General features: G+C 58.6%; 21 protein-coding genes and 1 pseudogene. 3 read left to right on the top strand and 19 right to left on the bottom strand.

Annotated features, from left to right (window positions below; genetic code table 11):
* Positions 1-23 precede the first annotated feature (23 nt).
* The 13 genes and pseudogenes from AACG97_RS21320 to AACG97_RS21260 all read right to left on the bottom strand — a co-directional run.
* Positions 24-359 carry a hypothetical protein gene (locus AACG97_RS21320; protein WP_103463347.1) on the bottom strand — a complete coding sequence of 112 codons (336 nt, stop codon included), beginning with the start codon at positions 357-359 and terminating at the stop codon, positions 24-26.
* Between the two features lie 8 nt (positions 360-367).
* A complete protein-coding gene (locus tag AACG97_RS21315; protein WP_103463346.1) occupies positions 368-1,012 on the bottom strand; it encodes a DsbA family protein in 645 nt (214 codons plus the stop codon).
* Positions 1,005-1,310, bottom strand: coding sequence for a hypothetical protein (locus tag AACG97_RS21310; protein ID WP_103463345.1), 306 nt, complete (start codon positions 1,308-1,310; stop codon positions 1,005-1,007). Before AACG97_RS21310 ends, AACG97_RS21315 begins: the two co-directional genes overlap by 8 nt.
* A complete protein-coding gene (locus AACG97_RS21305; protein WP_232555189.1) occupies positions 1,307-4,300 on the bottom strand; it encodes a conjugative transfer ATPase in 2,994 nt (997 codons plus the stop codon). The genes AACG97_RS21310 and AACG97_RS21305 overlap by 4 nt, the downstream gene beginning before the upstream one ends.
* On the bottom strand, positions 4,300-4,749 hold the full coding sequence (locus tag AACG97_RS21300; protein WP_023660752.1) for a TIGR03751 family conjugal transfer lipoprotein: 450 nt from the start codon (positions 4,747-4,749) through the stop codon (positions 4,300-4,302). Before AACG97_RS21300 ends, AACG97_RS21305 begins: the two co-directional genes overlap by 1 nt.
* The gene (locus AACG97_RS21295) at positions 4,727-6,226 is read right to left on the bottom strand and encodes a TIGR03752 family integrating conjugative element protein (RefSeq protein ID WP_103463344.1); all 1,500 of its coding nucleotides are present in this window, start codon (positions 6,224-6,226) and stop codon (positions 4,727-4,729) included. Before AACG97_RS21295 ends, AACG97_RS21300 begins: the two co-directional genes overlap by 23 nt.
* Positions 6,207-7,100 carry a TIGR03749 family integrating conjugative element protein gene (locus AACG97_RS21290; protein ID WP_023660750.1) on the bottom strand — a complete coding sequence of 298 codons (894 nt, stop codon included), beginning with the start codon at positions 7,098-7,100 and terminating at the stop codon, positions 6,207-6,209. The genes AACG97_RS21295 and AACG97_RS21290 overlap by 20 nt, the downstream gene beginning before the upstream one ends.
* Entirely contained in the window at positions 7,097-7,747 is a 651-nt protein-coding gene (locus AACG97_RS21285) for a PFL_4703 family integrating conjugative element protein (RefSeq protein WP_023660749.1), read from the bottom strand. The genes AACG97_RS21290 and AACG97_RS21285 overlap by 4 nt, the downstream gene beginning before the upstream one ends.
* 8 nt (positions 7,748-7,755) lie before the next feature.
* Complete coding sequence (locus AACG97_RS21280; protein ID WP_023660748.1) at positions 7,756-8,139, bottom strand: TIGR03750 family conjugal transfer protein; 384 nt, start codon at positions 8,137-8,139, stop codon at positions 7,756-7,758.
* Between the two features lie 13 nt (positions 8,140-8,152).
* The gene (locus AACG97_RS21275) at positions 8,153-8,458 is read right to left on the bottom strand and encodes a TIGR03745 family integrating conjugative element membrane protein (protein ID WP_225624753.1); all 306 of its coding nucleotides are present in this window, start codon (positions 8,456-8,458) and stop codon (positions 8,153-8,155) included.
* A gap of 60 nt (positions 8,459-8,518) precedes the next feature.
* Complete coding sequence (locus AACG97_RS21270; RefSeq protein ID WP_023660746.1) at positions 8,519-8,752, bottom strand: TIGR03758 family integrating conjugative element protein; 234 nt, start codon at positions 8,750-8,752, stop codon at positions 8,519-8,521.
* A 2-nt stretch (positions 8,753-8,754) separates the two neighbouring features.
* Positions 8,755-9,072, bottom strand: coding sequence for an integrative conjugative element protein, RAQPRD family (locus tag AACG97_RS21265; protein ID WP_028690570.1), 318 nt, complete (start codon positions 9,070-9,072; stop codon positions 8,755-8,757).
* A 524-nt stretch (positions 9,073-9,596) separates the two neighbouring features.
* Positions 9,597-10,217, bottom strand: a pseudogene (locus AACG97_RS21260) (Tn3 family transposase); the annotation flags it as partial.
* Between the two features lie 133 nt (positions 10,218-10,350).
* On the opposite strand from AACG97_RS21260, the gene AACG97_RS21255 reads away from it, so the two are divergent.
* The 3 genes from AACG97_RS21255 (at position 10,351) to AACG97_RS21250 (ending at position 11,153) form a co-directional block, all read left to right on the top strand.
* Positions 10,351-10,593, top strand: coding sequence for a transposase (locus AACG97_RS21255; RefSeq protein ID WP_079386423.1), 243 nt, complete (start codon positions 10,351-10,353; stop codon positions 10,591-10,593).
* Complete coding sequence (locus AACG97_RS28145) at positions 10,542-10,757, top strand: transposase (RefSeq protein WP_079386422.1); 216 nt, start codon at positions 10,542-10,544, stop codon at positions 10,755-10,757. Before AACG97_RS21255 ends, AACG97_RS28145 begins: the two co-directional genes overlap by 52 nt.
* A gap of 195 nt (positions 10,758-10,952) precedes the next feature.
* Complete coding sequence (locus tag AACG97_RS21250) at positions 10,953-11,153, top strand: aminotransferase class I/II-fold pyridoxal phosphate-dependent enzyme (protein ID WP_038405178.1); 201 nt, start codon at positions 10,953-10,955, stop codon at positions 11,151-11,153.
* Between the two features lie 18 nt (positions 11,154-11,171).
* On the opposite strand, the gene AACG97_RS21245 is transcribed toward AACG97_RS21250, so the two are convergent.
* The 6 genes from AACG97_RS21245 to AACG97_RS21220 all read right to left on the bottom strand — a co-directional run bounded on the left by AACG97_RS21245 (position 11,172) and on the right by AACG97_RS21220 (position 19,061).
* On the bottom strand, positions 11,172-13,001 hold the full coding sequence (locus AACG97_RS21245) for a sigma-54-dependent Fis family transcriptional regulator (RefSeq protein WP_021018598.1): 1,830 nt from the start codon (positions 12,999-13,001) through the stop codon (positions 11,172-11,174).
* A gap of 96 nt (positions 13,002-13,097) precedes the next feature.
* Positions 13,098-13,988 carry a transporter gene (locus tag AACG97_RS21240; protein ID WP_021018597.1) on the bottom strand — a complete coding sequence of 297 codons (891 nt, stop codon included), beginning with the start codon at positions 13,986-13,988 and terminating at the stop codon, positions 13,098-13,100.
* A 67-nt stretch (positions 13,989-14,055) separates the two neighbouring features.
* Positions 14,056-15,180, bottom strand: coding sequence for an NAD(P)-dependent alcohol dehydrogenase (locus tag AACG97_RS21235; protein WP_232555190.1), 1,125 nt, complete (start codon positions 15,178-15,180; stop codon positions 14,056-14,058).
* Positions 15,181-15,200: 20 nt separating this feature from the next.
* Positions 15,201-16,679: a benzaldehyde dehydrogenase gene (locus AACG97_RS21230; protein ID WP_021018595.1), complete on the bottom strand. Its 1,479-nt coding sequence runs from the start codon at positions 16,677-16,679 to the stop codon at positions 15,201-15,203.
* Positions 16,680-17,249: 570 nt separating this feature from the next.
* On the bottom strand, positions 17,250-17,573 hold the full coding sequence (locus tag AACG97_RS21225; protein ID WP_023660744.1) for a hypothetical protein: 324 nt from the start codon (positions 17,571-17,573) through the stop codon (positions 17,250-17,252).
* An 18-nt stretch (positions 17,574-17,591) separates the two neighbouring features.
* Complete coding sequence (locus AACG97_RS21220; RefSeq protein ID WP_232555191.1) at positions 17,592-19,061, bottom strand: UvrD-helicase domain-containing protein; 1,470 nt, start codon at positions 19,059-19,061, stop codon at positions 17,592-17,594.
* Positions 19,062-19,071: the final 10 nt, after the last annotated feature.

Genomic DNA, 19,071 nt, shown 5'->3' with positions numbered 1-19,071 from the left:
TTGGGCGACCTCTAAAATGTGAACTAGTAGAACCATTCCGCGTCGTCTGGATCCTGCTCCTCCAAAGTCATTTCGCGCTGCAGGTTCAGCTCGAGCACTGTCCCCGGCGCCGGCGCATACCAGTCGACGATCACGAAGCGTCCTTTGCCTGCGGCAGCGTCGTACTCCATGAGTACGCAGTCGTCATTCCACTCCTGGAGAGCCCAGCTTAGCTCAGAGTGTGAGGGTGACTCTTCCCCAGCCCCAGCCGGCTCAAGCTGAAACCATCCATGGCCAGAGCCTGCGCTGGGAAAGAACCTGCTTGGCAGGTTGCTTTCTTCTTCATTGTTGTCGTTGCGCAATACCGTGAGTTTGATCATTACCTGGACTAGTCCTTGCGCAGTGGGGCCTGGGCGGCGAGGGCATCGATGACCGACAACAGCGCGGCGCTGTCCACCGGGCCCTCCAGGCGAATGCTGTGCCCCGTCAGACTGTCAGTGACCTCAATCGTGGGGGTAGCGGCAATGCCGCGGCTTTTTGCCTGAGCCAGCTGTTGATCAACCGCTGCGCGGATATCAACTTTTGTCCTAGCACAATGGGAGAGATCCTCAGCGGAGATGTCGGGTAGCTCCAATTCACCTGCGAGGCCCTGGCCATTGCTGCGCGTGCGTAGCAGGACCTGGTCGATCGCTTGCCAGAACGCCGAAGCCCCCCCTAAGGTACCCGCGCATTGAACGAGATGTGCCTCCGATACTGCTGCAGCACCATGGGTATCGAGGGGGAAGTGATGCCAAGCGAGCTTCACGTTATCTTGCTCACTCACCCATTGCTTCAATTGCGGGGTGTATACCCTGCAATAAGGGCATTCGAGGTCGGCGTACTCAGTGATTACCCACCTCGCATTCGAGGGCCCGAAGTACCAGGTCTCATCGGGGCTTCTCGCGTTACCGGTCTTTGCCAAATACCACCCAGCGCCGAGACCTACGATCACAATGGTGCAGAGCAAGATGAGGCTTAACCTACGTTTACGCATGCTTGTTCCCCTGATCGCTAGGACCGACGATGGGCGGGCCGAGGCGCTGCAGAGCGGCTTGGAGGTCGTGTATGGCCCCTTCCGGTTGGGGGTGCTGTTTCAGCCACTCATCCAAGACTCCCTGGATCAGAGGCATGATGTCTCGGCGATCGAGGGCGTTATTTTTGATCTGTTGCAGCTCGTCAATGAGCACTGGTGCGCAAACCGACAGCGACTGGAGTGTGTCGTGCCCGGGGTCTTTGAGCAGCTGGGTCAGGTTATCAATGATGTTCTGGGTCAGGGTATTCATGACTCTCATGCCACGCGCTCCACGGCCTTCTTTTGTTCGGGAAAGGTGATGGGGAAGGGGGTGATACCGCGTTTGCGGTCCAGGTCCGCGGCCACCTGCAGCGCGGCGTGTAATTCATCGCAGCCGAGGGCTTGCATGGTTTCATAACGTTGCCGCTTTTCTTCAGGCTCGGTCATGGCCAAGGCGAGGCACAAGCTGGGGGGCACTACCCGGAACAGCATCTCGATCCGTTTGGCCAGGACGATGCCCTCGGTGAACTTGCCGTTTTCCTTCCTTGCCGAGAGCATCATCGTCTTCTGGGCCGGCGTGAGCTCACGGAAGCGCGCGATCTTCTCCACCTCGTCGGGCGGCATGTTCAAGCAGATCCACCACTCGATCATGTTGAGCAGCGCGGATGCTTCTGGGGGGATGTCGTCGACGTTCTGGGTTGCCATCCAGTACCAGGCGCCCAATTTTCGCCACATCTTGGTGATCTTCACCGAGTACGGGGAGAGCAGTGGAACTTTCAATGGGATGTGGCCTTCGTCGGTGAAGGCAATCAGTGGTCGACCTTTGAACTGGTCCCGCTCCGCGATGTTGTTGATGGTGTTCAGCAGTGAGATGTAGGCAATGGCCATCTGGGCCTGATAGCCCTCACGCGCGTAGGTAGCCAGGTCAACGATCGTGATGTCAGCTTCCGGCCAGGCGGTACCAGGACGGTTGAACATCTCGGCTTCTGTACCCATGGTGAACATCCCCATGGCCTCGGCCATCTCCATGAATCGGTTGCGCCGGCTTTCAGGGAGTTTGTCGTCGCTGGCCATCGCTTGCAGCGCTGCGCTGATGTCTTCAGTGAGCACTGGACGGCTCTCGCTGACACACAGTTCAGCCGCGTTGAGGATGCACTGGCGGATGGCACTGCGGTCAGCCCGAGTGAGTCGAGCGTCTTCCTTGGACTCGCCGCCTGTGATCATCAATCGGGCAGTGATCTCAAGCTCGCCCAAGATATCCCGCTGCTCGTCCTCCATCCCCGCCAGGGCATCGGCCAGGTGTTGGTCCGAAGCATCCACGTCCGCCGCATTCAGAACCTTGACCTGGTCCTTGTTTTTGACGAGTTGCACCGCGTCGACGAACGGGGCGAGGCTCACGCCGCTGCCCGGGGCGAGCCGCACTCGGTTTACGGTCAGGCCGAGCCGCTTGGCGAAATCGCCGAGCAGACCGAAGCTGTTGCCGGCCTCGATGATGAAGAACCTTGGGCGATAGAGTGCAATGGCTTGCATGATCAAGTAGTTGGCCGTTGCAGACTTACCCGCGCCGGTGGGTCCAAACAAGAACAAGTGGGCGTTCATCTGGCGATCGAGCTTGTTCAATGGGTCGAAGGTCAGCGTCGCTCCTCCCCTGTTGGACAGCGTGAAGCCTGGGTTACCTGTTCCAGTGGAGCGCCCCCATACTGGGGCCAGATTCGCGATGTGCTGGGTGAACATCAACTGGGTGTACCAATCCAAGGCACGATTTTCATTCGGGTCGAAATTGCACGGTAACCACCGCAGGTAGCTGTTCAGAGGAGCTACTTCGTCCTGTGGCTGGACTGGCTGCATGCCGGCGCCGAGGAGGACGTTGCACAAGCTGGTCGTACGCTCCTCGAGCACGGCTTTATTCTGACCTCGGAGGAAGAAAGCAACACTGCCCCTGTAGAGCTTGTGCTTACGCCCGAGGATGGACCGTGCCGTTTGAACGTCATCCCGGGTGTGGCTGGATGCCTGGGTGTCGCCGATGGCCTTCCTGGAGAGTTGTTCAAGATGCCCTTCCAGCAGATCCTGCGGGGTCGGCACCATGGTGATACACAGCACGGTATCCTCAGGCAGGCGGTCGAACAGCGAGTTCAATGAGTCTGACTGCTTGGTCTCACCGGTCAGGTGCCCGGTAAGGGGGGCATTTTTCAGGCGATCGAGGATCACAACTCGGTGCGGCATGCCGTCGAACGACCAAAGGCCGCTGTCGACATCCGAGCGCGGTTCTCGGAAGAACAAATTCTCCGAAAAGTCGGTACCGCTGGCCACCGGCAGTTCACCCTCGTCGAGCTCGCGTGGTGGTTGGCAGACCGTGTCGTAGAATCGACGGATATCGCTATCGGTCGTGCCCAGATGATCTGGGTGTGGATTGAACCAACCCACGAGCCAGCGCTTGATAGCGTGGCCATCCATGCGTTTGGTTGTAACGCCGGCGTTGGCCAGGGATCCCTTGAGGCGATCGCAGATTGCTTTGAGGTATGCGGCAGGCTCCTGACCGCGAACCACGAGGTCCTGTTTCTTTACCCGGCGGTACACCACCAGGCGGACTTTCCGGGTCTGCCCACGCCACGGAAGGTTGCTGACGGCCGTGTCGACGAACAGCCCACCGGGCTTGGAGATGGATTCAAGGTGGTGGCGGAACAGCGCGAGATATAACCTGGTGAAGTCTGTGTTGTCAGCCCGGGGCTGAACGTAGGCCTGGAGTTTCTGCAGGTAGTCACCCCAGTCCGTCTCGTCCTGGGCGTAAAGCTGAACGACCCAGTGCGAGCTCTCCAGCTCGTCAAAACTGTCTTGTAGGACGCCTTGCAACGCATCGCGAGCTTGTTGAAGCCAGTCGTCGGAGCGCCCCTCGGTCCCAATCGGGACCAACTCGAAAAACGCCGCCCTGGAAATGCCATCCTCGAGGAGCATGGCTTCTTCCTCGGGCAGATATTCGGCCCATGGCAGCATGTCCACGAACGACGGGTTGACCTCGTACATGCGCGACACGTCAGCTTTCGTAGCCGGCCGACGTTTAGGGTTTTGCCAGTCGATAGGGGAAGGGATGCCCATCGACTCCAGGCGGGCGATGTACCGGTCATTCGCAGCTAGGCGGTGCTCCTCGTTGATGGCTGTACTAACCGTTGTGGGACGGTCGTCGATTGGCTCGTGTTCGGTCGCTGTCTGGCCGAGCACGGGCTCGATGGGCATTGCAGAGCCTTTGCCCAGCAATTTGCTGATGAACTGCATCAGTACTCCTCCGTACGCTCGCCTGGCATGGCGTACTGCACGCGTTGATACATCGGGAACACCGTGGTGTAACCCGGGACTGGAACCGGATCCGTACCAGCCAGGTGCGGGAACACGTACATCACCAGGTCAGGATTCGGCAGGCGCTTGAACTGGCTGTAAATCTCGTTCTGGGGCGTGCGAGTGAAGGCGTCAGCACCTGTCTGTTGGCGAACCACCTGCGCCTCATCAAGCGGCCGGCGAAGTTCCTGGCGAGCATCCAGCAGCATTCTGCTGTTGGAGCTGCCAGAGCTTCCTCCAGACGTTCCGTGTTGCCACACGTCCATCATGTTGGCTTCCCCGTGGGGGAGCAGCTCGTCTTTGTCAGTCGTGCATCCGCCTAGAAGGAGGGTGAGCACGAGCCAGGCCCCGGCCTGCAGGTGGGGCTTAGTCCAAGTTTGCAGATACATGGTTGGCTCCGGAGTTGTAATCGACCTTGCGGCCTTTGATCTCGTAGTCGATGGCGAGCTGCTGGTCCAAGTGGACGGCGACCTTCGCCCCGGGCTGGACGTACACGGCGGCGAAGGCTTCGCCGTAGAGCTTGTTCATCCAGGAGCGGATGTCGCTGACGCCGCCGGTGAGAATCGCGCCCATGGCTGAGTTCCCCGAGGAGCCCGTGGTCCCGAATGACGTTCCTCCGCTGCTGAAGGATGTTGAGCTATTTTGCTCATCGGCCTTCAACAGTTTGGCGATGCCGGCGCCCGCGGCCGTCACCAGGGATTGGTTGGTCAAATACTCCTTAGCGTTTGATCGGCGGTCGCCCGAGATGCAGGGGATGCCGTAGGAATCGCTAATCCAGCCGAGCCCGCCCTGGATCGCAGGCTGCCCATTCCCGTTGCTGCTGTTCTGATTGTTGTTCTGGCTGCCATTTGCTTCCTCGGCCGGGGCAGGGAACGATCGAACCGTGCCGTCGGCGAACACGAAGGTCAGGCTCCGTACTTGTCCGCGCACGCAGGACAATGTCCAGTCGCCCGATGCGGTCCCACTGGCGACGGCGCCGACGACGTCAGGGAGATCAATGCCGTTGGCGGTTAGGTTGTCCGGACCGATCAAAACCTTAAATGGGAAGGGGTCATTGACTGTTCCATCGATCGGGACGCGGCCAATGAGCGCCGACATGGCTACCGACCCCATCAGGGTCGAGTTCTGAGGCAGGGTATAGGCTTTGCGCACTTGCTTGCGGGCATCCTGGGGAGACATCTCAGCACCGACGTTCTGCGCCGTTGCGTTGAGAACGGTCTGGCCTTTGTCCAGGGTGCTGCCAAAGCTGGTGGGAAAATTGAAGCCGCTGGCTGCCTGGGGGGAGCCGGGCTGAAGTGGCTTACCGCTGGCGTCCACTGCAGTGGCGTCGGTCGGCTCGACCCACACGAGGCCATTGGACTTCGTACCCTTGTCGAAGCCTGCGCCGTCACCAGGTTGCACGCCAAGCCCGATAGGCAGGTCTTGCCCAGCGGCATTGGGGTTCTGCGACAGGTTATCCAACTGACGCTGGAACTGGTCCTGTAGGCCCAGGCTCTGGTTTTTAACCTGCTCCTGCAGCTCGCCCTTCGCATCATTCAGCTTGCTGTCGACATTCTGATCTATGCGCGAAAGCCGGAGCTGGAGCTCTGCGTTCTGGTCCTTGAGTTCTTTGTTGTCGGTCAGCACCTTCGCGATCTGGTCTTTCACCTCCCGACTTTCAGCGACCACTGTGCGGAGAGTGTCGGCCGGGGTATCCCCGTCCACCCCTAGCTTGCGCGCGGTGTCGCCGCCGATGATGATCGGCTCATCTTCAGGAGCCTTCACCTCTTCTTTTTTACTCCCGCCCTTGAACAGGATGATGAGCACGACGATCAGCACCGGAATGAGCAGGTACTTGAGGAGTGGATTACTTTTCAGACTGCCCACGGCGCCCTCCTGCTTTCGGATCAATTTGGCTGACCGAGGACGGCAGCAGAGCCTCTTTCAGCCCTTTGCTCTGGGTGACCAGGTAAAGCGTGGTGGTATCGCTGGCGTTTCCGCGAGCCCCAAGGTACGGGTGCTGGAATGTCGCTGTGGTGAAGTTACCCATCAGCTCTGTGGCATTCATCGTCAGCTGCTGGGCGCTCAGGTTCCTCAGCTTGACCGCAGTGACGTAACTGTTGTCGAGGCGCCAAGCCCCCAGGATTGATGCCTCCACGGGCAATACCGGCAACAAAGTGCTCAGATCCAGGGCCCGGTCAACACGCACCTGGCTGATGCCGGCGACAGGCTCAACGGTGCGAAGTGGGGCGTACAGCATTTGTGCCGCATAGCGGGTCAGGGCCACCGGCGCTGGAGTCTCATGGCGGGGGGGCGGTGGAACATCCTCTTCTTCCTCCGACGTCGCGGATCGCTTTGTCGAAGTTCGTGCTGAGGTGGTATCGCCGTAGTAGGTGGAAGGGGCCGCACCGGCGACGATCTTGGCGGGCTCGAGCTTGGCTTGGCCCTCTGCCGCCGGTGTTGCGGCAATATCCACCAGCATGATCTCGCCGGTGGCCACGTTCTGCAGCTGGAGCCGAGTCGGTGGAATTTCTTGGCTGGCCAAGAGGTAGACCGCGCCACCGGTGCTCTGGATGCGCAGCATGCCGACAAGCTGGGGAGGCATCCCAACGCGCACGTTTTGGTCGACGAACACAATGCGCTCTTGCCCTACAATCAGCGGGATTGCCATGGGGATACGGTCCCACTGCAGTAGCTCTACCGCTTTCACATCGGCAACTGCGAAGAGGCCCAGAGCAAGAAGCCAGGCGCGCAGATTCATGGCTTCACCCCGGTGGCTTGCAGATCGACCTCGATGCGTTGTGGGTTGGATGCGTAGCAGTTCCACATCAACCCGAATGGATTTTTCTCTGGGTTGACGTCGGCACGGACAATGGACAATGGGTAGCGGGTCATGGCGCGCTTGACCCGCTCCCCGTTCACCGACTCGTCAGCGAGCAGATCCAGGTTGACTGTCCAATCGTTGATCCCGATTTCTTCTACGCGCAGCACGCCAGGGTCGGTCAGCCCGTGACCCGGGATTTCTGAGACGTTCCGCTCACGGCGACGCAGCTCACCGGCGTTACGGCGCATCTCGTAGTCTTTCTTCAAGTATTCCTTGCAACCAGGGGTAACGTAGGAGGCCAGGCGTTCGATGTTGTCCTGGTAGTCGTCGTCCCCATTCTTCTCCCAGCGCTGCATCTGCTGGAAGATATAGAACCCGAAGGCGTACACGTTCTCAGGCGGCACTTCCCACCATTTGCGAGTGCTGCCGGAGCGGAGGTCCGGCGGCACATGCACGGTCAGGTCTTCGGGGGCTTTGTGCCAGCCGTAGAACGCAAAAAGACTGACTGCGCCCAGCACAATGACCGCGATTCGCAAGCTAAGGATGTGTGCCTGCTGAGCATCCACTCGTTTTCGAAAACTCATGAAGATCCCTACTTTCCTGTACGACGGCATGTCCACGCACCCTTCCGGGTGACCAACTGGGGGCCACCGAGGAAGGGGAGGTGTTGAGCCTTATAGAACTGGAGCTGGCGGTAAAACCATGTGTCCGGCCGGCCGCGCTTCATCTTCCGGAGGATTCGGCTTGCCACGGTCAAGCCCAGAGCTCCACCTACAAGAGCGCAAGCGATGAAAAGAGCTGGGTTGCCGAACAAGAACGACACAGGGATGCCCAGAATCACTCCGACCCCCCCACAAACACCGACCGTTCCCCACATTTCATCAGCAGTGAGGCCGCCCATGACGATGGGCTGCCTATTCAGGTTGTGGGGGAGGAAGTCGAGCGTTCCATCCTTCAGGTAAGTGGTCTCAGCCATGTCGCATCACCAGTTAGAGGACGCCGGTAGCTTTGGTGACCATGAAGATGCCAACGCCGATCAGACAGATCCCGACAACGGCGGTGAGCCCCAGGTCTCGCCACTTTTTCTTGCCCTCATGGATATCGTGGTAAACGCCGTAGGCATGGGAGGCGACCCCCACCATCATGCCTCCGAGCAGAAACAGCCCGATAAGCATGAAACCGTCGTAACCGTAGTTCTGGATGGTTTGCAGCCAGCTCGTTCCCTCGCCGCGTGTGGGGGCTTGTGCTCCTGGTAAGGCGGCAGCGGCAATGACTGGGTGCAGACCCATGATCATTGCGGCGGCGCCGGTGAGTGACTTGGTGATGGTGCGGATAGACATCGGTTAGCTCCTTGGCTAGCTGAGAACGAGTGTGGATAGGATCAGCAGGAGGACGATGACCTTGACGGTCGACGCGGCTGCAATGTTTCTGTCGATGTTCTGGGTCGCCCAGCCCCGGTAGATGCTGTACAGCGCCCAGGCACCCCAAAGGGTCGACAGTGCGATGACGGTGCCTACGAACAGCACGGTGCTGGCCTGCGGTGTGATGCCGCTGGCAGCGTTGAAAGCTGCGACTTGAGTGCCGCTCATGCTCATGGCATCCGCCCGCCGGTGAGGGTGTATTTTCCCGCCAGCTCTGCCGGATCCCGCGGCTGTGCGCGACTTGGGGTCAGGTACTCTTGCAGGCCCTGGCGAACGCGCTGGATATCGCCGGCCAGACGTTCATAGTCGAAGTAGTAGCGCTGGCCAGGTTCGCTGGCGATCGTGGCGCTGCGGCGCGCTGAGTCCTCCAGCGCGTTCAGCTGGCGGATCATCACCTCGATGTTGGCCTGTTCTGATGCACCGGCCGCCTGAGCGCTTGGTATTAGTGAAAAGCCGCCGCTGACGCTGATCAGCGCGCCAAGCAGGATTCGGCGAGGAGATACAAGGAGGAGGGATGGCTTGTTCACGGCTGGGCTCTGGGACGACTGACTGTGGATGTCAGAATGCCGAGACCAGGTGGGGGGGCGCCTCAAGAAATACTTATCTGGGGGCCGTAGAATTTTTTCTCGAGGCCAATCAGGGTTTGAAACCGTACAATTAACCTGTCTCGATAAGGCAGTTGATCAGCCCAGTTCGGCCTGAGCCCACTGCATCGATTACGATGAGCCGGAGTCAAGCCAGGGAGTTGGTGTACTGGAATACTGATCTGTGGGGAGTCGTATGCCGCAGCAAAAAACTTATTCGCCGGCGTTTGATACTTGGGTCTCGGACTTTCTCGGTGTGCATTTCCGAGATGAGGGTTGCTACGATAAAGCGGTCCTGGCCGCTGAGATGTTGCAGCACAGTCGGGCAGTTAGCTCGTCCGAGTTGATCGAGATGGTCAGAAGAGCCAATGCCATGTTGGCCCTTCTCCCTGGTTGGGGAGCCCGCAGAATTCGGAAAAAATCGTACGCTAAGGTTTTCCGACCTGCCGTAGCGGCCTGAATTTACCGTCTTCCAGCTTGCGGCTCTGCCGCCAGACGTAATCGCCGGTCAGGTTAATGTGCTCCCAGCCCAGCGGCGAAAGGTATTGCAACAGGTCGGTGTTCACCGGCTTTCCGGCGTCAGTCAGCCCCTGGGTTGCCCGCTCCAGGTAGACTCCACAGCACAATAGCGGCGGTGATCAGGTTGAGGCCGCTGGCCCGGTAGCGCTGCTGCTCGAAGCTCCGATCCCTGATTTCACTGAGGCGGTCGAAGAACACCGCACTGGCCAGGGAGTTGCGCGCCTCGCCCTTGTTCAACCCGGCATGCACACGACGACGCAACTCGACACTTTGCAGCCAGTCCAGGATAAACAGCGTGCGTTCAATCCGGCCCAGCTTCCGCAGGGCCACGGCCAAGCCATTCTGGCGCGGATAGCTGCCCAGCTTACGCAACATCAGCGAGGCGGTGACGGTGCCCTGCTTGATCGATGCTGCCAGACGCAGAATCTCGTCCCAGTGAGCGCGGATGTGCTTGATGGTGGGGTGCCTCCGATCATTGGCCACAGTGTCGGGTAGTCCTGGACACTCTGTGGTACATACAGCTTGGTTTCGCAAGGGCGTTTGGTTGCGAATCATGGCGTCACTCGCGGCTGACGCTGATCTGGAGCATCTGATGGTGGATGGCAGCATCGTGCGCGTTCATCAGCATGGCGCGGCAAAAAAACCGATCAGGACGTCGAAGCCATGGGCAAATCCCGAGGGGGACTGAGCACCAAGATTTACGCAGCCGTAGATGCCATGGGCAATCCGGTGCGTCTGCTACTGACGCCTGGTCAAGCCTCGAAATACAGACAAGCCGAAGCGCTGATCGAGGGTTTTACCCCCGAGGCGGTATTGGCTGACAAAGGCTATGACTCTGACGCCTTCATTGGGCTATCCAGCGCAGGGGCGCGGAAGCGGTCATCCCCTCGAAAAGAAATCGCCTGAAACCTCGCCAGCTGGATCGGCATCTCTACAAGGCGCGCAACTTGGTGGAGCGCTTTTTCCAGAAGCTGAAGCAGTTTCGCCGGATCGCAACAAGGTATGAACGACTGGCAAGAAACTATCAGTCGATGTTGAGCCTAGTGTCAGCCGTCATATGGCTGGCCTGATTGAGAACACCACCTAGGCCAGCTGAAAGCGACCGTAAGACGCAATTCCTCCAGCCCCCGCGTTTCGGTGCCGAAATTGTCGCCCAGGTGCTGAGCGATCCCATGCTTTTTGCGTTGTGGTTACAAGAGGTAGAAGCAATACGTCTGCGGATTGCAAGTATGCGGCAGATGTAGGCAGCACTCCTGAGAGAAGCATTGCCCGAACGGAACTTCGATTTTTTTGTTCAGCAGAAGGGCATGTTCAGCTTTACTGGCCTCTCCCATTCGCAAGTGGAACGGTTGCGCGATGAGTTTGGTGTTTATCTCTTTGGCAGCGGTCGCATGTGTATGGCTGGGCTCAACGGGACGAACTTGCCTTGCGTTGCTCATGCGTTGATCGAGGTCTGGAAGGCGTGAAGCCTATTGTGATGCTGATTACTCAGACTTGGTAATCCGCCCCAGCTTTTTGTACAACGTGGTCCTGGAGATACCGAGCTGGCTGGCGGTGGCAGAAATGTTTCCAGCGTTGGCCTGCAGCGCTGATTCGACAGTACGGCGCACGGCGTCCTGCAAATCGCTCCCTCTCTCCTGCTCACTTTCAGCTCGCATATCTGCTGGAAGGTGCTCCAGCAGTATCATCGGTTGGTCACTGGCCAGCGCCGCCGCAAGGCGCAGTGTCTGTTCCAGTTGGCGAATGTTGCCTGGCCAGACCTGGCGGTGCAGAGCCATTAATGCCTGGTGCTCCAGCGGTGGAGCGCCGTAGCGTTGGCGCAGGAGGTCGATCAAGGTGTTCAGATCCTGACGTTCACGCAAGGCCGGCAAGCGGATTTTCAGGCCATTGAGGCGGTAATAAAGGTCTTCACGAAAACTTTTATCAAGCATGCGTTGCTGCAGATCGCAATGGGTGGCACTGATCACCCGTACATCCAGGGCTCGCCGTGTCGTGCTACCCAGACGAGTGATCTCGCGCTCTTGGAGCACCCGCAATAACCGGGTTTGCAGCGCCGCCGGCATATCACCAATTTCGTCTAATAACAGGGTTCCGCCATGTGCAGCTTCCAGTTGCCCGCTGGCCCCGCCTTTGCGCGCACCGGTGAAAGTGCCTTCCACATAACCGAAAAGCTCAGCCTCGATCAGGCTTTCCGGGATCGCCGAGCAGTTGATCGCAACGAAGGGAGCTTGGGCGTTCCATTGATCATGTAAGGCTCGGGCGAATACCTCTTTACCGGTGCCCGTTTCGCCCTGCAGCAAAATGGGGACGCCTGCAGCGAAGGCCTTGCGGGCGTTGTCCAACTGGCGATTGAGCTGAGGGTCGGCGCCCAGTATGGACACGCAAAGGAGCGGGGAGCAGACGTGCAGCGCAGTTGATTCTCGACGTTGCTCAATCACCTGTGCATACAACCGGGAACCGTCGCTGAGGGTCAATTGTTGCTGTGCTCGGTGCAGATCGATAGCGCTGCTTTCTTCGAACAGTTGATCCAGGCGTTTGCCTATGGGGCGAAATTGTTCAAGTCCCAACAATCGCTGGGCAGCGCGATTGGCATTTTGAATGCGTCCTGTCTGGTCAACTGCCAAGAGGCCCTGCAATGGCGTACCCAACAGTCGTGGGTCATGCTGCAGCGACAGGATCCGGCAATCGCCCAGCGTGGTAAAAAAGCGATTTTCGGCCGCCATCGCCGCGTGACTCAATTGTTCCAATACAGCACCAGCCTGACGGTCACCGATCCCCGTGATGTCCAGCACGCCAATCACTTCACCATGCAGGCCCCGGATGGGCACACTCACGCAAAAGAAATGCTCGAAGTCACTGAGGTAATGCTGGTTGCCGATCAGTACCATCGGAACACCTTCGGCCAAGGTGCAGCTGGGTGCTGTGGTGCCAATGTCGGATTCCTGAATGCGACGTCCAATTTGCAACGGCAGCAGTGGCCCGTCGAGCGTGCGTGCTTGGCGCGCGTGGACGATGACCCCCCGCGTATTGACGCAGAAAATTGTCCATGAAGCACCGCCGATTTGCTGCCAGAGTCGGTCGATTTCTGGTCGTACACACTCTGCAAGTTGCTGGTCTGACTCATCAAGCGGCAGCAGACTGTCGTCCTGTTCTGCCAGCCAGGATTGCCAGGGCAACAGGCCGGCTTCACGTGATCGCGCCCAGGAGTGAGCGATGGTGCTCGGCAGAAGATTGGAGGGCAGGGCGACACCTTCGACGAAACGCTGGCGGGCAATTACCAGACGTTGCTGATCGTGCAGGGTGTGGGCATCCATCGAGACACCTTTTTATTGGTTGGAGTCGTGCCGTTGACCGCTATAGGCTGGTCACGACACGCTTTGATGTATACCTTCGTTAAACCAACGTCAAGATCAAAACAGCAGCAGCGCCCTTAGGTTGACGCCTATGTCCTCCTGAAAACCACCTACCACATGGATATCATGGGTTAGCTGCGCACTGAGCTGCACAGTACGACCGACCATTTGCTGGAATTCAGCGCGCACTTGCTGCACCTCGGTTTTTTGCCCGGTGTAATTACCATCTAGATACTGTTTGCCACCCGTGCTGGTGCTGTAGCCCAGAGCCACGCGTTGGGCCGGATTGAAGTCATAGCGCAAGTTGCCTTGTAGCTGATAGGTCGCGTCTTGTTTGAGCGTCTGGTTGCCGGTGCCAGCATCATCATTATGTCCATACACCACGGCATCACCGTACAGCTCCATGGATACCTTACCCCACAGTGGCTCAACCCAGCCCAACTGCAAATCGCCCTTAAAACGGTTCTCGCCAAGGTTCAGTGTGTCGTGTTTGTCATAGCTGCCCCACGGCAGGTATAGCAGAGGGGTAATTCCGAAGTAGCGGCCACTGGCCCCGGCGGCAGGCTGATTGACCAGCCAGAAGGTAGCGCCGATGATCGGGTCGGCCAGACCACTGGCGCTACCCAACGACTGGCCTGCGATACGCGCGTCGTACACATGGCCGAAGGGCAGGAGTATTTGCGGGTCGACGGTCATACCGCCGATGTCCATGAAGTGGATCAATCGCAGGATGCTGATATTCGATTTTAGACTGGTATCCCGCCGGTTATCGGGCGCACCATCAGCGTTGAAGCGATCAGCATGGCTATATTGCTGATACCAGGCGGCGACATTGGTACCGGCGGGCAGGGCGGTGTAGTCGCCAGCATTGACGTCGACGGCCAGAGCTTTTGTTGAACTCAGCGCGAACGCCAGTAAGCCCAAGGAATTTCGGGAAATGATATGCACGAAGGGATTCCTGCTTTTTTTTGTTATTAGAGAAGCACCGGAGCGCTATGCGCTCCGGGTATGTCACTCAGCCGCCAATGCGAATGATCGGTTTGAGAGTGATGCCTTTTTCGCTGTCTTCGGCTGCCTGGTTGATGTCCTCGAAGCTATAGAACTTCACCAGCTTGTCGAAGGGGAAACGCCCTTGCAGGTAAAGGGAGACGAGCTCGGGAATGAACTTCTGCGGCACACTGTCACCTTCAATAATGCCTCGAATAGTCTTGCCTCCCAAGAGCAGGTCATTGACGTCAAACTCCGCTGTGGTACCTAGCGCCGGTGCGCCGACGACCCCCAGACTGCCGCGGCTACCCAGTGCATCGACGGCTTGGCGTAATACCGCTGGGCGACCCGTGGATTCAAGGGCGAAATTGACGCCACCACCGGTGATTTCGCGTATGAATGCCACCGGATCGGCGTCCTTGCTGTTGACCACGTGAGTCGCGCCTAACTCGGTAGCCAGCGCCAGACGCGAAGGGACGACATCGACCACAATGATCGTGGTGGCACCCGCCACCCGGGCCGCCAGCACGGCACTCAGCCCCACCGCGCCACCGCCGAAGGCGGCAAAGCTGCTACCGGGAGTAACCTTGAGTGAGTTGATCACTGCTCCTGCCCCCGTCTGGATACCGCAGCCCAGTGGCCCCAGTAACTCCAGCGGTGCTTCGCGGCTCACCTTCACTGCGTTGTTCTCCCGACTCAGTGCCAGCGTGGCAAAGGAGGACTGGGCAAAGAAGTGATCGTTCAGACGCGCGCCGTCCTTGTCCTGCAGGGCACTTTCACCCTGTGGGTCTGCCCCACTGAAATTACGCCCGAAAAAGTCCTGGCAATATGCGGTGTGGCCACTTCCACAGGACAGGCAATGCCCGCAATAACCGTAACTCATTACTACGTGATCGCCCACTTGAAGCCCTTTGACCAGTGGGCCAATGGCTTCCACTACTCCCGCGCCCTCATGGCCCAGCACTGCAGGCAGCGGCACTGGGTAATACTGATCTCGGACGATCATGTCGGTGTGGCACATGCCGGTGGCGACGATGCGCACCAACACTTCATCGCCCCGGGGATTGCGGATCTGCGCGGCTTCCAGTGCAAAAGGTGCGCCTTTGCCACGAGTGACAGCAGCAGTGATCGGGCGGTAGACAGGTGTGTTCATTATTATTTTTCTCCAGGTTTTTACAGTGGGTAGGCCGGTGCTTCACCCTTGACGGTGAGCCATTGCCATTGCGTGAATTCTTCCCAGTTGGCAGCGCCGCCGATGCTGGTGCCATTGCCTGATGCGCCCACACCGCCGAACGGATTGATGACCTCGTCGTTAACCGTCTGGTCATTGATGTGCAGCAGGCCTACACGCAGTTGCTCACCGAGCTTGAGTGCGCGACCAACATCCCGGGACAGTACGGCAGCAGACAAGCCGTATGCCGTATCGTTGGCCAGAGCAACGGCCTCTTCGTCGGTATCGAAAGGCACAACTACGGCCACAGGGCCAAAAATTTCTTCGTTGAAGGCCGGATTGTCGCGGGTAACGCCTCCGAGCACGGTCGGTTCGAAAAACAGCCCTTCATAACCACCACCTGCTTCCAGCGTCGCACCGGCTTGTTGCGCGGCTTGCACTACGCGGTGAGCGTGATCACGCTGCTGGGCGTTGATCAGCGGGCCCAGGTGTACTTCGCTGGTGGCTGGGTCGCCGACCGTCAGGCTCTTGGCCTTGGCCACTAGGCGCTCAAGGAAGCGGTCATAGATTGCACGTTGTACCAGCAGGCGACCTGTGGACATGCAAATTTGTCCCTGGTGCAGGTAAACGCCCCACGTGGCGTTGGCCAGGGCCAAGTCGAGATCGGCGTCATCAAGCACGATCAATGAGTTTTTACCGCCCAGTTCCAACGAAACTTTTTTCAAATGACGACCTGCAGCTTCACCAACCTTGCGCCCGGCACCGGTCGAACCGGTGAACTGGATCATCGCCACATGCGGATCACTGGTCAGCGCAGCACCCGCATCGACACCGCCAGGCAAAACGTGCAGCAAGCCAGCAGGCAACCCCGCCAGTTCGAACAACCGGGCAATCACGAAACCGCCACATACCGCCGTGCGTGGATCTGGTTTGAGTACGACGGCGTTACCTGTTGCCAGCGCCGGAGCAACCGCCCGAATGGCCAGATACAGCGGGAAGTTGAAGGGCGAGATCACTCCCACCACACCCAGTGGACGGCGGCGAGCAAGGCTCAGACGGCCAGGTACCGAAGGCAACACTTCACCTTGACTACGCGAGGGCAGACCAGCGCTTTCGTGCAGGACTTTGATGCTGATACTGGTTTCGAATGCGGCCTTGGCACGGGTCGAACCGCTTTCACGCACCAGCCAGTCGACGATGGCCTCGAAGTGTTGTTCGGCGATTTTCGCGGCTTTACGGAACAACGCCGCGCGCTCGTCGTAAGGCTGCTGGTGCCAAGAGGTCTGTGCGGCGCTGGCGGTTTTGGCCGAAGCAGCCACTCGCGCGGCATCGGCATTGGCGACGTAGCCCAAGAGGTTGCCGGTGGCGGGTTCGAGTACTTGCGTGGCTGCGATGGGGCCAGCCTCCCAAGTCCCGGTGAACAGGCGATCGTTCCAGAGTTCGGCAGGTAAAAAAATGGCAGGCAAGGACGTGCTACTCATCGGGTATATCCCTCTTTTTTTGATCTTGTGATTTGGGGGCCAGCCGTCATTGGCTGCGATGAAAAACATATAGCAGAGGTCGTGCCAGCTTTCTGGTAGCTACAGACAGTGGTATTTACAGTGTTCTTCGCTGTGTTCGAAGTGGAGTTGTTCAGTTACTGGACAATGCGTGGGGTGGACGGTGGTCAGTATCTGGACATTGTGATGCAAGAGACGGAGACGCAGTCATGACCCCCTGCGCTTCCAGCTCGGCGATGCGCGCTTGAAGCTGCTCGGGGGGGGCTCGGTATTGGTCATGTCGTGGGGGTTCCTTTCTGTTCATTTCGTTAGTGGCGGGTCTGATAGGGAAGCGTCGCTTGCACCTTCAACCCAAGCCCCTCCTGCAATCCCCAAGATAAAGCTAGATGATGGGGTTTGGGGAGCAACGGAACCAACCAACGTAAGGCTTAGTTAGAGTCGCCGTTGCCGAAAACAAAGTCTGGATAACCTGACAGAGCGCTTAGCGTACAAAAATTTCCGTTTTCTCTATTCGCCCCTGGTTACGATCATGAAGGCTAGGCAACGGATGGGTCAGGCTGGTAACTCGCTGTTCCCGGCCTCGCGCTTGAAAAAGAGCAGATATCCGACCGGCATGGGAAATCCGTAGGACCAGGCCTGGGCATTTTGATTGCCCATCTTGATCTCCCCTCGGCACACTGGCTGCGTGCTGACGAGTTCCCAGCCATCGGCGCCGAGCTCGAGCATCTTCGTCTGCAGCGGCTCGTCTTCGGACAAGAGAGACACAACATCGGGTTCCAACGTCTGCTCAGTGCTCTTGAAGATCCATGCGCCGCTAGTCGTGTTCTTGAATGGGATAGCGACAAACTCAGCGCGGTGTTCGAATTTCTTGCTCATGGTTCCTCCTTTACTTAATCAGCCGCGCGCTTGACGTGCCCCGGGGGCGAGCGCGTCGACGTAGCGTTCCATAATGGACAGCACCAGACTGTTGATCGCCAAGATCTTCATCGCTCGGGTGACGGCCACATACAGAAGGTTCAGCTCATCATCTCGTCGGCCTGGATCGATATCCGGTGAGAGCGGGTCTGACGTGAAGTCGTCGAAGAGCCCGACAAAATCCCACTCCAGGCCTTTCGACTTGTGGGCAGAGGTCAACGTAATAGTTGCGTCAAGCTCCTTATCCACCGTGCATGAGCGTAGAGCCAAGATTCGCTGGGGCAGATCCGGATACATGTTGATGATCTTGATCGAGCGGATCATCTCGCTGTCCTGGCTCACCTCGGCGATTTCTACGTACTGGGCATAGTCCCGGTAGTCACGGAGCAGTTTTTTGTTCTGGACCAGGTCGCGCTGCTGTCGACTGAAATAGAACAGGTCCTCGAGGTCGCGCACTGAGTAGCTGTCGATGCCGCCAACCCAGTAGATCTTGGGCTTCTCGGTGACCAGGCACAGAGCGTTTTCAATCACCCCAATGACGGTTCGATGAATGTACGTCCTGTGCGGCAGTCCAGCCGGCAGCGCTTTCTTCACCAATGTCTTCTCGCCCAGTCCCTGCAGCTTCCTGGTTTCTCCCTTGTAGGACAGGATGATGTTGGCGACATGGGCGACTGCCGGCCCAAACCTGAAGCTCTGGGTCAGGTAGTGCTTCTCAGCCCCGGCCATCCAGCTGGCGTTGAGAGCATCTTCCGCGCCTCGAAAGCGATAGATCTGCTGATGACGATCACCCACTGCCACCTTGCGAATGTTCTGAATGCGCACAATGTCTGCGATCACGGGGTTTACGTCCTGCCCCTCATCGAGCAGAACACAGTCGAAGCGCTGGCTCAGATCGGGTTTGCTCAACTGGTACAGCTTCAGGTAACCGTCATGAGTGATCTGCACCGCTGTGTCCTGCAGGTCAGTCATTCGCTTCCAGATGCCCATCGCTGCTGCGAGCGCTTGCTTCAGGTAGCGCTCCTGGGCGGACGTAAGCATCGGCCGGTCACGGAGCCGCGGAAAGTGGCAGCGTTCGATAAGATCGTCGGCGCTGGCCATGTAGTTGTTGAGGGTGGTCAGCACGTCTCTAACCAACTCCCAGTCCTGCGTATCGATCGCTCGGGCGATGTCGGTCAGTCGCAAGTTGTTGGTCTGCTTATGGCTGAACTGTGTGCCATAGACGGCGTAGGCCAGGCCGTGTGCGGTTTTGTTCACCACGTTGCGCGGGAAGCGTCCCCGTGCGGCGATCTCCACCGACTTGTTGTAGCAGAGATAGAGAATCCGCAGTCGGGAGTGATGTTGAGCGTATCCCACCAGCGTGGTGGTCTTTCCACTGCCGGCGCCGGCCTGGATGAGGAGTTTCGGAGCCTCCGACTGGATGATCGGCGACTGTTCGTGGGTCCATTGCATCGTGCTCTTC

The organism is Pseudomonas sp. Nvir (genome assembly GCF_963778085.1).
Lineage (GTDB): Bacteria > Pseudomonadota > Gammaproteobacteria > Pseudomonadales > Pseudomonadaceae > Aquipseudomonas > Aquipseudomonas juntendi.
The sequence above is the reverse complement of the archived record's forward strand: the minus strand, read 5'-3'. Positions and strand labels throughout refer to the sequence as shown.

What these genes read in the sequence shown, in the direction of transcription:
- AACG97_RS21320 (WP_103463347.1), bottom strand. Translation starts at nt 359, where the DNA reads ATGATCAAACTCACGGTATTGCGCAACGACAACAATGAAGAAGAAAGC.
- AACG97_RS21315 (WP_103463346.1), bottom strand. Translation starts at nt 1,012, where the DNA reads ATGCGTAAACGTAGGTTAAGCCTCATCTTGCTCTGCACCATTGTGATC.
- AACG97_RS21310 (WP_103463345.1), bottom strand. Translation starts at nt 1,310, where the DNA reads ATGAGAGTCATGAATACCCTGACCCAGAACATCATTGATAACCTGACC.
- AACG97_RS21305 (WP_232555189.1), bottom strand. Translation starts at nt 4,300, where the DNA reads ATGCAGTTCATCAGCAAATTGCTGGGCAAAGGCTCTGCAATGCCCATC.
- AACG97_RS21300 (WP_023660752.1), bottom strand. Translation starts at nt 4,749, where the DNA reads ATGTATCTGCAAACTTGGACTAAGCCCCACCTGCAGGCCGGGGCCTGG.
- AACG97_RS21290 (WP_023660750.1), bottom strand. Translation starts at nt 7,100, where the DNA reads ATGAATCTGCGCGCCTGGCTTCTTGCTCTGGGCCTCTTCGCAGTTGCC.
- AACG97_RS21285 (WP_023660749.1), bottom strand. Translation starts at nt 7,747, where the DNA reads ATGAGTTTTCGAAAACGAGTGGATGCTCAGCAGGCACACATCCTTAGC.
- AACG97_RS21280 (WP_023660748.1), bottom strand. Translation starts at nt 8,139, where the DNA reads ATGGCTGAGACCACTTACCTGAAGGATGGAACGCTCGACTTCCTCCCC.
- AACG97_RS21275 (WP_225624753.1), bottom strand. Translation starts at nt 8,458, where the DNA reads ATGATCATGGGTCTGCACCCAGTCATTGCCGCTGCCGCCTTACCAGGA.
- AACG97_RS21270 (WP_023660746.1), bottom strand. Translation starts at nt 8,752, where the DNA reads ATGAGCGGCACTCAAGTCGCAGCTTTCAACGCTGCCAGCGGCATCACA.
- AACG97_RS21255 (WP_079386423.1), top strand. Translation starts at nt 10,351, where the DNA reads ATGGGCAAATCCCGAGGGGGACTGAGCACCAAGATTTACGCAGCCGTA.
- AACG97_RS21245 (WP_021018598.1), bottom strand. Translation starts at nt 13,001, where the DNA reads ATGGATGCCCACACCCTGCACGATCAGCAACGTCTGGTAATTGCCCGC.
- AACG97_RS21235 (WP_232555190.1), bottom strand. Translation starts at nt 15,180, where the DNA reads ATGAACACACCTGTCTACCGCCCGATCACTGCTGCTGTCACTCGTGGC.
- AACG97_RS21230 (WP_021018595.1), bottom strand. Translation starts at nt 16,679, where the DNA reads ATGAGTAGCACGTCCTTGCCTGCCATTTTTTTACCTGCCGAACTCTGG.
- AACG97_RS21225 (WP_023660744.1), bottom strand. Translation starts at nt 17,573, where the DNA reads ATGAGCAAGAAATTCGAACACCGCGCTGAGTTTGTCGCTATCCCATTC.
- AACG97_RS21220 (WP_232555191.1), bottom strand. Translation starts at nt 19,061, where the DNA reads ATGCAATGGACCCACGAACAGTCGCCGATCATCCAGTCGGAGGCTCCG.